Origin of the sequence: Dyadobacter endophyticus (assembly GCF_014641595.1) — a bacterium.
Taxonomy (GTDB): domain Bacteria; phylum Bacteroidota; class Bacteroidia; order Cytophagales; family Spirosomataceae; genus Dyadobacter; species Dyadobacter endophyticus.
In genome coordinates, this window is record NZ_BMIA01000004.1 from 149,617 (window position 1) to 164,389 (window position 14,773).

At 53.4% G+C, this 14,773-nt stretch carries 8 protein-coding genes; 5 read left to right on the forward strand and 3 right to left on the reverse strand.

Annotated elements, in window-relative coordinates:
* Positions 1 to 101: 101 nt before the first annotated feature.
* Positions 102 to 3,383, forward strand: coding sequence for a DUF1553 domain-containing protein (locus tag IEY24_RS25265; RefSeq protein ID WP_188937628.1), 3,282 nt, complete (start codon positions 102 to 104; stop codon positions 3,381 to 3,383).
* Positions 3,384 to 3,390: 7 nt separating this feature from the next.
* A complete protein-coding gene (locus IEY24_RS25270) occupies positions 3,391 to 4,854 on the forward strand; it encodes a DUF1501 domain-containing protein (RefSeq protein ID WP_188937630.1) in 1,464 nt (487 codons plus the stop codon).
* Between the two features lie 109 nt (positions 4,855 to 4,963).
* Here the strand turns inward: IEY24_RS25270 and IEY24_RS25275 are convergent, their stop codons facing one another.
* From IEY24_RS25275 to IEY24_RS25285, 3 genes are all read right to left on the reverse strand, one after another.
* Positions 4,964 to 6,292, reverse strand: coding sequence for a DUF6055 domain-containing protein (locus IEY24_RS25275; RefSeq protein WP_188937632.1), 1,329 nt, complete (start codon positions 6,290 to 6,292; stop codon positions 4,964 to 4,966).
* A 152-nt stretch (positions 6,293 to 6,444) separates the two neighbouring features.
* On the reverse strand, positions 6,445 to 7,773 hold the full coding sequence (locus IEY24_RS25280) for an amidohydrolase family protein (protein ID WP_188937635.1): 1,329 nt from the start codon (positions 7,771 to 7,773) through the stop codon (positions 6,445 to 6,447).
* An 82-nt stretch (positions 7,774 to 7,855) separates the two neighbouring features.
* Positions 7,856 to 8,704: an AraC family transcriptional regulator gene (locus IEY24_RS25285; protein ID WP_188937638.1), complete on the reverse strand. Its 849-nt coding sequence runs from the start codon at positions 8,702 to 8,704 to the stop codon at positions 7,856 to 7,858.
* A 253-nt stretch (positions 8,705 to 8,957) separates the two neighbouring features.
* Here IEY24_RS25285 and IEY24_RS25290 point away from each other — a divergent pair, with 253 nt between their 5' ends.
* From IEY24_RS25290 to IEY24_RS25300, 3 genes are all read left to right on the forward strand, one after another.
* Complete coding sequence (locus IEY24_RS25290) at positions 8,958 to 9,836, forward strand: DUF1684 domain-containing protein (protein ID WP_188937640.1); 879 nt, start codon at positions 8,958 to 8,960, stop codon at positions 9,834 to 9,836.
* A gap of 155 nt (positions 9,837 to 9,991) precedes the next feature.
* The gene (locus IEY24_RS25295; protein ID WP_188937641.1) at positions 9,992 to 13,237 is read left to right on the forward strand and encodes a SusC/RagA family TonB-linked outer membrane protein; all 3,246 of its coding nucleotides are present in this window, start codon (positions 9,992 to 9,994) and stop codon (positions 13,235 to 13,237) included.
* A 19-nt stretch (positions 13,238 to 13,256) separates the two neighbouring features.
* A complete protein-coding gene (locus IEY24_RS25300) occupies positions 13,257 to 14,714 on the forward strand; it encodes a RagB/SusD family nutrient uptake outer membrane protein (RefSeq protein WP_188937642.1) in 1,458 nt (485 codons plus the stop codon).
* The last annotated feature ends 59 nt before the right edge of the window (positions 14,715 to 14,773 follow it).

Here is a 14,773-nt window from a genome sequence, read left to right on the forward strand (position 1 = left end):
TATTGGAAAAATTAAATTAAAAACTTTAATTGCAATAAGTGACTAAAAAATAAGGCGTTCCCGCTTTTAACTTCCGAGGATTGATTTAAGACAAAAAATCCATGAAGTCGAGGGTAAAGAAATTTGCATTTTGGAAGTGCGGGAACCTTGTGGCAGCGGTAGGAATGTGCATGCTGTTCATGGCCGGTTGCGGCGTGGAAAAGCCGGAAGAAGTGGAACAGGCATTGAGAGAAATACCCGCGGAACCGGATTTCAACTACGACGTAAAGCCGATCCTTTCTGACAAATGCTTCGCCTGCCATGGCCCGGATGCCAAAAAGCAGAAGGGCGGGCTCCGGCTCGATACCGAGGAGGGCGCTTATAGAGCACTGAAAAAAGCCCCAAAGCGCCACGCGATCGTCCCCGGTGACCTGGCAGCCAGCGAAGTTTATACGCGGCTCATTTCGCAGGACCCGGACATGAAAATGCCGCCGCCGGAATCTAATCTTGCATTGTCTGTCAAAGAAATAGCGGTACTCACACGGTGGATCGAGCTAGGGGCGAAATACAAACCGCATTGGTCGTTCATCAAACCCGAGAAGCCTGAGCTACCGGAACCGGAACTGGCTGGGTGGGCGCGGACGCCGATCGATCATTTTATTCTCGAAAAGCTGGAAAAGGAGAAACTGGCTCCTTCTCCGGAAGCAAACCGCGAAGACCTGATCCGCCGGGCGAGCTTCGACCTTACTGGCTTACCGCCGACATTGGCCGAAATAGACGCATTCGTGGCCGATAAATCGCCCGAAGCCTATTCCCGGGTGATCGATCGCCTTCTGCAATCGCCCGCTTACGGGGAGCGGATGGCCAGCGAATGGATGGACGTTTCGCGCTACGCCGATAGTGATGGTTACCTCGACGACAAGCACCGCGACTTTTCGCCCTGGCGCGACTGGGTGATCAGCGCATTCAACCGCAACCTTCCTTACAACCGGTTCGTTACCATGCAGCTTGCGGGTGACCTTTTACCTGATAAAACCAAAGAAACCATTCTCGCTACTGCATTCAACCGCCTGCACAAGAAGAGCTCCGAGGCAGGGATCGTTTTTGAAGAATACCGGGTGGAATACAATGCCGACCGCGTGCAGACATTGGGACAAGGGATTATGGGCCTCTCGGTACAATGCGCCCGCTGCCACGACCACAAATATGACCCGATCAGCCAGGAAGCATATTACAAAATGTTCGGGCTTTTCAACAGCACGAACGAAACCGGCAGTCCGGTGTACGGCCCCGACCAGACACCCGGCCCTGCATTGCTGCTTACCGGCAGGGAAAACGAAGCATTGCTCCGCTTTTTCGACCGAAAGATCACGGGGCTGACCAACCAACTCGCGGCTGGCAACGACAATTCGCAAGACGACCTGAAAAAGTGGCTGAATACAGGGGCATTATCCGAAAAGCTGCTCAATCAAAAGATCCGGGAGGGATTGGTCGCGTGGTATCCTTTCGAAAAAGCTACAAAAACAGCCGATGGCAAGGCGGTTATGCCCAATGCACTTGACCCAAAACAGTTGGCGCAATGCAACGAAATCATTCTGAAACCCGGGGTAAGGGGTAATGCTTATTTTGTGTCGGATTACAACTCCATCAAGCTTGGCAACAATATCGGCTGGCACGAAAGGACAGAGCCTTTTTCGGTTGAATTGTGGATTAACCCCAACACCGTCTATCCCGACGCGGGCATATTCTACCATTGCGAAGACCTGCGCCTCGGCTATAAAGGGTACTCATTGCGACTGGCCGACAATAAGTTACAGTTTATTATCGCTCATTCCTACCCGCAGAACGCTATCCAAATAAGTACACTCGCTCCTGTGCCCGTAAAGCAATGGACGAAGGTTACCGTCACTTACGATGGTTCGAGCAAAGCGGCCGGGGCCAAAATTTACGTCAATGGGGAGGCGGCGAAAACGGCGATCGACTTTGACAACCTCTACAAGGGTATTTTATACGAAAAAGATATTCATACCTATGGTTTTCAGGGATTTATGGTTGGGCAGCGAAACTTGCTCATTCCATTTAAGGACGGCGGGATCGATGAGCTAAGGATTTACGACACGGCGCTCACTGCCCTTGAAGTTTTATTTAACCATAACCCAAAAAAGGCGGCAGGAATGCTTAAAACGCAGGTTTCCGCAGACCAACAGTTGATGGTAAAGGAGTTTTATAATGCCCGTTTCAATGCAAAAGCACAAATGCTGCGCGACAGCCTGAAAGCCCGAATGGACGAGCAGAACAAGCTGATCAACAGTATTCCTGAACTGATGGTGATGGGCGATCTCCCCAAACCCCGCCCAACCTACCTGCTCACACGCGGTGCCTATAATGCGCCCGGCAAGCGGGTGACGCCAGGTGCGCTGGATGCGGTAATGCCTTTCGAAGGAAAATTTCCGCAGAACCGGCTGGGCCTCGCGCGCTGGCTTTTCGACCGGAACAATCCGCTTACGGCGCGGGTGTTTGTCAACCGGATCTGGCAAATGCATTTTGGGAATGGCATCGTGCGTTCTTCGGCCGATTTTGGCAACCAGGGTAACCTGCCGTCGCATCCCGCACTCCTCGACTGGCTGGCCGTCGATTTTATGGAATCCGGCTGGAATATTAAAAGGCTGCACAAGCTGATCATGCTCTCGGCAACTTACCGGCAAACATCCAAAGCAACGCCGCAGCTTCTTGAAAAAGACCCGGGTAATGCATTGCTGGCAAGAGGTGCGCGGTTCAGGTTTACTGCGGAGATGATACGGGACAACTCATTGTTTATCAGTGGCTTGTTGGTGGATAAAATTGGAGGAAAGAGCGTTTACCCTTATCAGCCGGTGGGCCTCTGGGACGAGCTGAGCGATAAGGTGTGGCGTTACAAATACCAGCAGGAACCCGGCGATGGCCTTTACCGTAGAAGCCTGTACACGATCTGGAAACGTACTTCACCACCACCGTCGATGTTGATCTTCGACGCGCCCGAACGTGGTGAATGTGTCGCGAAGCGCCGCTCCACGAGCACGCCTTTGCAGGCGTTGGTGCTGCTCAACGACCCCCAATATGTGGAAGCGGCGAGAGCATTGGCGGAGAAGGTTCTACACGCATGCAAAACCAGCGGATTGGAGGCAACCAGTCTTGCGTTCAGAATGATAACAGGGCGAAAACCCGACCGTACCGAGCAAAAGATACTCGCCGATTTCTACGCGGACGAACTCAAACGCTTTCGCGCCCAGCCCGCGCAGGCGCTCGAATATCTGCGCACGGGCGAGCGCCAGTGGGACACGACGTTGCAACCGGAGGAAATCGCCGCCCTGGCGACAGTCTCCAATTCGATCATGAACACCGACGAGGGGCATACCCGCAAATGATATTGTTATGGAAGATCTGAGAAAGGTATTAACGCAACTCAACCGTCGGGATTTCCTCACGAAGGCAGGCCTTGGTTTCGGCTCCATCGCGCTTTCGAGCATTTTGCAGGCGGGTACCTCGCCCGGCGCACGCAGGCAGGAGGACAAGGGGGCAGAGTCGCCGTTCGTAATGGGCCCGCATTTTTCCCCGAAAGCCAAGCGGATCATTTACTTGTTCCAAAGCGGCGGTCCGTCGCAGCTGGAAACATTTGATTATAAGCCTGCATTGGCCAAATGGCATGGCCAGGAAATTCCGGCGTCTATCAAGTCGACGCAGCGGAATTCCGGCATGGTGGCCGGCCAGTCGACTTTTCCGCTGGTCAAATCGATCTATGATTTCAAACAGTACGGGCAGTCGGGCGCGTGGGTGAGCGAGCTTTTACCTTACACGGCCGGCATTGTGGATGAGTTATGCATTGTGAAATCGGTATTTACGGAGGCGATCAATCACGAGCCGGCGGTGATGTTTGTACAAACCGGCTCACAGCAAAGCGGCCGGCCATCGATGGGTTCCTGGCTTAGTTACGGGCTTGGGTCAGATAATCAGAACCTGCCGCACTTTATGGTGTTGATTTCCAAAGGTGTAACTGGTGATCAGCCGTTGAGCACGGCAGCCTGGGCGAACGGTTTCCTGGCGTCGCACCATCAGGGGGTGCAGCTCAGGGCCGGCAAGGATCCGGTGCTTTACCTGCAAAATCCGTACGGCGTGCATAAGGAAGACCGCCGCCGTGCATTGGACCGCATTAAAGAGCTGAATGAACACCAATATACGCTTTGGGGCGATCCGGAAATTCAGTCGAAGATCAGCCAATATGAAATGGCGTACAAAATGCAGACTTCGGTGCCCGACGCGGTGGATACCTCCGGGGAACCCGATTATATCTACAAAATGTATGGAGAAGACGCACGCAAGCCAGGAACTTTCGCTGCAAATTGCCTCCTCGCCCGGCGTATGGCTGAGCGCGACGTGAAGTTTATCCAGCTTTATCATATGGGTTGGGACCAGCACGGTGATCTGCCCAAAAACATTGCCAAACAAGCCAGGGATGTCGATCAGGCGTCGGCTGCATTGGTGAAGGACCTGAAACAGCGGGGCCTGCTGGAAGACACGCTCGTGGTTTGGGGTGGGGAATTTGGCCGCACGAGCTTTTCGCAGGGCAAGCTTACGGCAGACAATTACGGCCGCGATCATCACCCCGGCTGCTTTTCGATGTGGATGACGGGAGGTGGCATTAAAACGGGGCAGGTTTATGGCGAAACCGACGAGTTTAGCTATAATGTTGTGAAAGACGGCGTACATGTGCACGATTTCCAGGCGACATTGCTGCACCTTTTCGGGCTCGATCATGAGAAGCTGATATTCAAGCATCAGGGCCGGCGTTACCGGCTTACCGACGTGCATGGTAAGGTTATTAAGGGGTTGATCGCCTAGCAGGCAGGTGCCTTCTGCATGTCCTGCACATCCGCGCCGCGGATTCGAGCGCGACCCGGCTCAATGACCGGCAGTGGCGGCATCGAACAGCCTGCAACGTTGCACGGAGCTACTTTTCAGCCAGAGACGCTCCGGTCAGTTTAATGCGGTAGGGCCATTGCTCTTCTTTCTGCTGCGCAGCTTGCCTGCCAAAAGCGACGGGCCAATGCTCGGCAGGCGCTCCGCTTACGACGAGCCAGAGATGCTGCGTGTCTTTGGGGAGTTTGAATGTAGCTTTGCCCTTCGCTTCCCGTGCGACTTTTCCGTAAACGCGCTTACCGTCTTTGGTATGTGCCACAAAACCATAGCGCCAGCCGGCCTTGTCGGTCTTCACGTCGCTGTAACCTTTTGCGCCTGCAATGCCCTCGAAGTCGACGGTTACCGACTTGCCGGCAGCAGGAATCGAGAGAGGGATGCCATTATAGCCATAATTTTGCGGAGCATTCAGGGAATCAACCTGGTACCAGCCGTTTTCGGTTGCCGTGAGTTTGGTAGCATGTTTGTTGGCATAAGGCGCCGCTACTTTTTCAACCCTTTTCAAATCCCAGGTTATGAACTTGCTCGCTGCTTCGAACATCTCGTCATTAAATATCTCCTGGCTGAGATTATTAAGCCTTTTGTAGGTCATTACGGGGTCTTCGCCCTCCTGCGTGGAGCGACATAATGTGCCGAAAAACTCCTTGCCGTGCTTCTCCGACCAGTATTCCAGCACGTAAGGCGAGTGGTACATGTTCTGCGGATGCAGGAACGCGAAATGCGTCTTTTTAAGATAGCTGACATAGTGGTAGTTTTCGAAAGTCATCCATTCGGGATAGACCTGCCAGAGCATGTATTGTGCCGACATTTCCATCACAGGTCCGCGCGGGCCCGCTTTCGCGTCCGAGCGCGACATGTACTGGAACGCGTGCCCGAGCTCGTGCGCGAGGGCGCCATATGGGGCTTTCGACATGCGCACCGCCGGTGTCCAGAGTATGCCGATCTTGTTCTCCACCCCACCGCCGAAAGCCGTTTGTTCGGTGCCGCCGATCACGTACAGGATCATTTTATATTGATCGGTAAGTGACTTTCCTTTTTGAACAATTTTTAGATCATTAACGTAATAATCATAAAACCGCTCACATTCGCGTAATGCATTTTGTACATCGAACCGCCGGGTGGAGTCCGGGTTCGCCATCGGATCTTTCCCGAACTCCTTATGCCAAAAGATCGCGATATTGTCCGATTGCACCATACGTTTGTAACTAAACTCACTTTCTTCGCTGTTGTAATCGTTGCCGTCGGGCACCCGCATGGCTTTGGCAGGAATGTACAGTTCTTTGGTTTGCGCAGAGCTGCGCGCATGGGTAAGGAATTGGAGTATTCCAATAAGGACAAATGTCAGGAGGTGGTGGCGTTTCATGACCGGTTAGCTTGGGATTCAGGATTGAAGTTGCAAAGTATATCGTTTCAAATACACTTGCCCGATCTTGCACCCGGTGTGCTAAAATAGGTAATGAAGTGGTTAATATCCACCAAGTTAAGGGCTGATAATCACTTGCCCCTGACCGTTTTTCAATTCCGGTAAACCAGGTTCCCGTGGTGCACGAGCGCCTTAACGGGCGAAACACGCGCAACAGCCTCGGCCGAGCAGCTCGCATCCACCAGCACCACGCTCGCTTCGTCACCCGCCTTCGGCCATTGCTGTTTTCCTTTCTCGTCGAGCGGCAGGATGTTGCAGGTGGCGAGTTTCAGGCAGCGCGAGAGGTCCAGCTCGGTCGACTGCCCGTAAAGCTGCGCCATCATGTTGGCCTTCTGCAACACACTGCCCGTGCCGAATGTATTCCAATGGTCTACAATGCTGTCATTACCAGTCATCACGTTCACGCCATAGCGGTAAAGGGTCGGGATTGGCATGATGGTGTTACCAAAAGGCACGGTCGAAATCACGCCTACGCGTGCATGTGCGAGCTTTTCAGCGGTTTCTTCCAGTTTTGGTTTTTCAAGGCGCGCCAGCACGAAGCAGTGGCTGAGGAACGTTTTGCCTGCCAGGGCCGGATTTTCCAATACTTTTTGGGTCAGGTATTCGACCGTCCGCAAGCCCGGCTCCCCGCCTTCATGCAGGTGAATGTCTATACCCTTGCTGTGATCGAGCGCGAGTTGGACTATAAAATCGATTTGTTTCTCCACGCTTCCGTCGATCGCATTAGGGTCGAGTCCACCGATGAAATCGATATCCATTGCGGCAGCCTCTTTCATCAATTGTTCGGAATGCGAATAGAAAACCCCGTGCTGCGGAAATGCGACGAGCTCCGTTCCGAATGTATCTTTCTTATTTTCAATCGCTTTTTGCAGATTTTTTAGCGAATCCAGCTTTGAGGTCGGTTCGATGTTTACGTGGCTTCTGGCAAAGTTGGTCCCTTTCGATTGCAGGAGTTCGATGATTTTTTCCGCGCGGTAAGTGGAAGTTTTCAGGAGTTCGGGCAAAGTTTTCTGCTCGAACACGATCATGTCCTTTACCGACCGGTTTTTCGCCAACCGCGCCTTCCATGGACCTCCGTAAAAAGTTTTGTCTAAATGGATATGCATATCCCTGAACGCCGGCAGCATTAGTTGGCCTTTTGCATCAGTAGCGTCTGCTTTCGGGTCATTGGGTAGCACCGCCTTGATTTTACCGTCCTCGATCTCGACGCGGAAGAGGCCGGTTTCAGTGGCAATCACCTCACCGTCTTCATACATGAAACCCGTTTCCAGCCGCACATTTTTCAGCGTCCATTTCTTAGCGGATTTATTCGCTCGCAGCACCGCGCCGGAAGCGAACGCATCGGGCTTTTTGACCAGTATTTCGCTTGCCAGCAATAAACCGGAACTTTGAATGAACGTTTTGCGGGAAATGGATTCCATGTGGCTGGGATTAAGGTTTTTGCAAAATTAACCCCGATAACGCTTCGAAACGATGCGCTATTTATGCTATAACTTGTAGAATTTATAACGCATTCCGAAATGCCCGGGGCGAGAGACCTGTCTGGGCCTTGAAAAAGTTGGAAAAATGAGGAAGGTCGCTAAAACCTAAATCAAATGCGATCTCTTTCGCCGACTGCCCTGAAACCAGCAGCAGACGTTTCGCTTCCAGGCCCACGCGGTTGTGGATCAGGAAAGTGGCCGGTACGTGCAAGTGCCTTTTACAGAGTATGTTAAGATAGTTGGGTGAGATATTTAGCTGATCGGCATAGAATGCCACGGTTTTGTGTGCTTTGAAATGTGTATCCACCAATGCGTGGTATTTGAAAAGGATCGGGTTGGCGCGGTAAGTGCCGATATCCTCGTAAATGCGCTCGGCCTCACGGCTCACCAACTGTAACGCCACCCGGCTGCGAAGTTGTACCATGTCCCAGTCCACCGCAGCCGTACCCAGTTCTCCTTCAAGCGCTTCGAGCTCGTAGCACAATGCGCCGAAGACAGCGTGCGGCAAATCAATCACCTGGTGGCTCCGGTAAGCTATAAACGACAGCCGCAGGAAGTTGGAAGAAGTCTCAAAAGCCCGTCGCCCAACCATCAGTTGGAAACCCGACGTATCTTCGTCAAGCTCCCAGCGGTGTACCTGACCGGGGAACAGCAGATGCACCTGGCCCTCCGCGACGGCATAATCGACGAAGTCAATGGAATGTGTGCCTCCGCCTTTCCGCACCACAAAAAGCATGAAGAAATCGTGCTTATGCGGCTTCTCGATCCGGCTTTTACCGTCCACCTCATGGCGTAAAAGCTTGTAACCCGACTCCGCAGAAGAGTCGAAAGCATCGATGCCAAGTGTTGGAAACGCCGTTTTAGTATTCATAAGCTGAAATTACGAAAAATGCCGCTAGGGGGTTCCCGGTTCTTATTGTAAGGTCAAGGGGTGGTTTTTGCAGGTATGGAATACCAGCCAGCTGACTAAAAATAAAATTCCTTAAAATATTAAACTATTAAATTGGTAGACTAAATAGTTTAATTAATTTTGTGCACCAGCCACCACCATTTTACGATTTCCTATCCGTCGACGAGCCGTCTGCGGAGCAGGGCTTATGTATCACTTTAACTAACACCTGAATATGAAAAGGCCTGTTTATCATCTACTGGGGCTGGCGGCGGCGTGGGTGCTGTCCGCATTTGCTGTAACCGACAATACTTACGAAGAGCAGATCCGTGACTGGCACCAAAAGCGAGTCGAGAGCCTGAAAGCGGAATCGGGCTGGCTGAATTTGGCCGGGCTGTTTTGGTTGAAGGAAGGCAAAAACACGTTCGGCAGTGCGGAAGAGAACGATATTTTGTTTCCGGAGGGCAAAAGCCGTCCCTTTCTGGGCGAGTTTGTGCTGCAAAATGACAAAGTCACGCTCAAAGCAAAGCCCGACGCGGAGATCCTTAACGGCGATCAGCCTGTGACCGAGCTGGATATTTTCCCCGGCGGAAAGCCGGTGACGCTGAAACACGGTCCGCTGCGTTGGTTTGTGATTAAGCGCGGCGATAAGTACGCGATCCGCCTGCGTGACCTGGAAGGCGAGTACCTGAAAGGGTTTACGGGCATCGAAAGATACCCCGTACAGGAAAAATGGAGGGTGAAGGCGCGCTTTGTACCAACCCAGGGCCGCACGGTGTCGATTACCGACATCACAGGCCGCACCGACGACCAGGTGTCGCCTGGCAAACTCGTTTTCACTGTCGACGGCAAGGAGTACAACCTCGACGCCGTGGGTAAGCCCGAGAGCCTGTTCATCATCTTCGCAGACCAGACCAACAAACACGAGACTTACGGCTCGGGCCGGTTCCTGTACTCGTCCGTCGAGGCAGACGGTACGGCCTGGCTGGATTTCAACAAAGCCATCAACCCACCCTGTGCGTTCTCTCCTTATGCGACTTGTCCGCTGCCACCGAAGCAGAACAAGCTGGCGCTGGCCGTTTCGGCGGGCGAGAGACGTTACGGAGATCACTGATCCGCGTTAGCATTCCGGATTTCTCCGATTTACTATTCACATTCCTCGCATTGACCTTTAACCGGGCGTCCAACATTTGGCTGGGCGCCCGCATGGGGCTCGTTGTCCTTTCCATTGCTTTTTCACTCCCAGAACATATTAAAACCCATTTTAACATGACAAAACCTTACTTTATAAATTTGCGTATAGAGCAGTACGGTAATACAGGCAGGGTCGCGCTGGCGGCACTGTTGCTCGGGTTGTCCACGCCACAGCAGACTTATGCTTCGCGGCCATTGGCGCCGGCAGTTGTGAAGGCAGACAAGCCCGTCACCGGTGTGATACGCGACAAGGACTCCGGCCAGCCGCTGCCGGGCGTATCGGTGATTGTCAAGGGTTCTTCCAATGGCACGATAACTGATCAGGACGGTAAATACCAGCTTATTGCGCCGGAAAACGCGACGCTGGTCATCTCTTTTATCGGTTATGCGTCCGTGGAAAAGCCTGTTGGCGGACAAACGCAGATCGCCGTGGAACTGAGCCCCGATACACGCCAGCTCAGCGAGCTCGTGGTGGTGGGGTATGGCACGCAAAGCAAGGCGGAATTCACCGGTTCGGCCGTCCGCTTGAAGGGCGAAGCCATTAAGGAACAGCCGATCCAGAGCTTCGATCAGGCACTTGCGGGACGCGCGGCGGGGGTAAGCATTTCTCAGCCAAACGGTGTGCTCAATAACCCGCCGGTGATCCGTATCCGGGGTGTTAACTCTATTTCACTGAGCTCTTACCCGCTGGTGGTAGTGGATGGTATTCCGATCAACACCGGTAATGTCTCGACGAGCACTGCGGTGCCAAACAACCCGCTGGGGGATATTAACCCGGCAGATATCGAGTCGATTGACGTGCTGAAAGACGCCGCTTCGACATCCATTTACGGTTCACGGGCGGCTGCGGGCGTACTTTTAATTACTACCAAAAGAGGCAAAACGGGTAAGCCGAGGATCAACGTCGAATCCTGGGCGGGCGTATCGGAAGTAACGCGGCTTCCCGAGCTCCTGAATGCCGGTCAATACATTGCTATCAAGAACGAGGCGGTGCTGAATGCCAAGATTTTAGGAGGAAATGAAAACAATGATAAAGTACCTTCCGCATTGTTTTTTCCCAATAATAATCCCGATGGCACGCCGGTCGACACGCGCTGGTATGATTACATTTACCGCACCGGCGTTTCCCAGAACCACAACCTGAGCGTTTCGGGCGGTACGCAAAGCACCAGCTATTACTTTTCAGCCAATTACAGCAAGCAGAACGGCTTCCTCCGTGCCAATGAGTTCGACCGCAAATCGGCCCGTTTCAATATTGATCAGGAGGTGAACCGATGGCTGAAACTGAACGGAAGCGTTTCCTACAATACTACCAACAATGCATCGCCCTACGCCGGTTCTTTGCCGGGTTCGAACTTTTTCCTGGTCGGCCTGGCGCGGCTCGCTACCGCATTGCCGCCAAACGTGCCGGCCTACAACCCGGATGGTTCCTATAACATCAGCACCGCCAGCCCGAACACGATCGGAATGGGCAATAACCTGGTGGTGAGCAACTGGGGTAACCCGGTGGCGCAGCTGGACAAAAACCATTACACGTCGTCCAACGATCGCATCATCGGCAGCTTCGCCGCGACGGCGCAAATCCTGAAAAACCTGCAATTCCGCACGAGCTACGCAATCGATCGCCTCCGTACGGAGACCAAAACCTTCGATAGCGCTTTGCAGGGCAACGGTTATTCCACCAAAGGCAATGCCGTGAACGTATCGGCCCTGCGCGACAACTGGAACTGGACGAATACATTGACGTTCACGCCCACATTCGGCAAGCATTCGGTGTCGGTACTGGCGGGATATGATGTGCAGAAATTCAATAATTCAGCCTGGGGCGCATCACGTTCGCAAGGGGCCGATCCGTTTTTTGAAAACTACCAGGGCAACTGGGGATCCATTACCAGTTCCGGCAACGAGCTCGACCAGCGGGCGTACCTTTCGTATTTTTCACGCGTGAGTTATGACCTGGGCAAGAAGTATTTTGTAACGGTCAACTTCCGTCGCGATGGTAATTCCGCCTTGGGTTTGGACAAAAAGTACGGAAACTTCGGCGGCATTTCGGGGGGCTGGGCATTGTCGGAGGAGGCATTTTACAAAAACCTGGGCCTGGCTTCGGTACTGAGTTCGGTGAAGTTGCGGGCAAGTTGGGGCCGGGTCGGAAATGGCAATATCAGCAATGCATTCGGTTCGCTGGAATTGTACAACGGCGGTCTGTACGGAAGCTCGCCCACCTGGGCGATCTCGCAGGCGGGTAACTCCGACCTGGGGTGGGAAACCAGCCGGCAAACCAACATCGGTACCGACCTGGGCCTGTTCGACGATCGCATCCAGATCGACCTTACCTATTTTGACAACAATGTCGACGGCCTGATCCTGAGCGCACCACAGGCTGTATCGAAAGGCATTCCCGGCAATTCGATCCTTCGCAACGTAGGCACGATGTTCAATAGGGGCGTGGAACTCGGTATTTCGGCCAATATCGTTCGCTCGGGCGAATTTTCGTGGAATGCGTCGGTCAACTTCACGAAGTTGAAAAACAAGGTGACGGCGCTCTCGGATGGTAATACCGACATTGTGGGTACCACGCATGTCGCTTACGAAACGACAAACGTGACCCGCGTAGGGCATTCCGTAGGTAGCCTGTACGGTGCCCGAACGGCGGGTGTGAACCCGGAGAATGGCCGGCGGATTTTCATCAATGCCAAAGGCGAGAAGGTGCAATACAGCCAGATTGTAGGCCCGGGCGAAAGTAACTGGACGTACCTGGACGGTTCCAAAGCAGCCGCCATTACCGGTGCCGACTACTACCTGATCGGCGACGCGCTGCCGAAATGGTACGGCGGTTTTTCCAACACATTCAAATATGGTGCATTCGATGCTTCGGTGAACCTGACATTCGCGGGGGGTAACTACGTCATGAACGGCACCCGTGCCACTTTGCTCGACCAGCGCGCTTACAATAACTCCACCGAAATCCTGAAACGCTGGCAAAAACCCGGCGACGTGACCGACATTCCAAGGCTCGTTTACAACGACCAGCTGTCGAGTGGGTCTTCGTTTCCGGTTTCTACCAATGCGGAAAAGGCCGATTTCCTCCGTCTGCAGAACCTCTCGCTGGGTTACCGGCTGCCTGCTTCGGCGTTCGGCAACTCGGGCATAGGGCCGGTGCGCATTTACGCGCAGGGATCGAACCTGTTCCTGCTTACGAAGTACAACGGCACCGATCCCGAATCGTCGGTGAACGGCAATTCCAACACCACGCCCGGTATCGAGAAAAACTCGGTAGGGCAGGCGCGGACTTTTACACTCGGGGTTAATCTTAGTTTCTAACTTATCAGGTATTATCAATATGAAAATATTCACTCAAATAGGCCATAGATCAATAGGTTGGGGCTTTTCTGTCGCATTTGCATTGCTATTGCCCTCGTGCGATTCCGACAAGTTGCTCAATCCGGTTCCCGAAACTTCTATCACCGGGGCCAATGCGTTTGAAACGCCGGAACGCGTTCTGGGGCTAGTCAATGGGGTTTACAAATCGGCCAAAGGCGGTAATTTTTACGGGGGCAACTATTATACCTATTCCGAAGTAAGGGGCGAAGAGTTTATCAACCGCACCAGCAACACTTTTACTGCATTTGAGGCCTGGAACCATACGCTGAATGCGAGCTCCAACTTCATTGCGGGTTTCTGGGCGAGCGGCTATGAGACGATTAACAACGCCAATATCCTCATCAAGGGCATTGGCGAGCATCCGGGCGTGGTGAGCGAAGCGGTGGCGAAGCAATATGTAGCCGAGGCGAAATTCGTGCGGGCACTGAGCTACTTCGCGCTCGTGACCGCCTATGCGCGACCTTATAATGAAGATCAGGGCGCTTCGAAAGGCTTGCCGCTCCGGTTGCAGGCGGAAACCACCACGGCTAACAACGATCTCAAAAGAAGTACCGTCGCCGAGGTTTACGCGCAGATCATCAAAGACCTGGACCATGCCGAGGCCGACCTGCCTTTGAATTACAGCACCGCATTGCTCAATACCACCCGCGCACACCGCAATACGGCCATTGCGCTCAAAACCAGGGTATATCTCAACAGCGGAAAGTATGCGAAAGTGGTGGAGGAAGCAAAAAAGATTGTTTCCATTACCCCGCCATTCGCGGCAGCAACGGGCGTGAAGCATCAACTGGGCAGTATCGTCGAAATTTTTACGACCAATTACACCAGCACCGAATCGATCCTTTCCGTGCCGATGACCGAGCTCGACAACGTGACCGGACAGACGTCTTTCCCTTACGTGATCAATGCCAATTCGGAGTACAACCTCAATCCGGCCGGCATCTGGGGCGATACCGGGTGGCGGACGACTGACCTTCGGCGCACCTTCGCGCGGACGGCCTCGGGCGTGCAGTTTCTCACGAAATATGCCAAGCCATCACCATTCCTGGATTACCTGCCCATTCTGCGCTATTCGGAAATATTGCTGAACTACGCCGAAGCCGCAGCCCGCACCGGCGACCTCGCTACGGCCACTGCATTGCTCAAAGCCGTCCGCAACCGTTCCGACGCGAGCTACGAGTTCCCGAAAGAGGCAACCGGCACGCAGCAGGCATTGGTCGCGACGATCCTCAACGAACGGCGGATTGAGTTGCTGGGCGAAGGGCTCCGCTCGATCGATATCCTGCGTAACCTGGCACCATTCCCCGCCAAATCCGGCAACGGACTAGTGGCTCCCGAAGTGGTATCTGCACAGGCGAATTATGTGTTTCCATTACCCAACACGGAGATCGTGACCAACAAGCTGCTGCTAGACTAGCATCCTCTGCCCCCTAATCCGTTGCCCGGGAGATCATTGCCCCGGACTTAAGTCCGGGG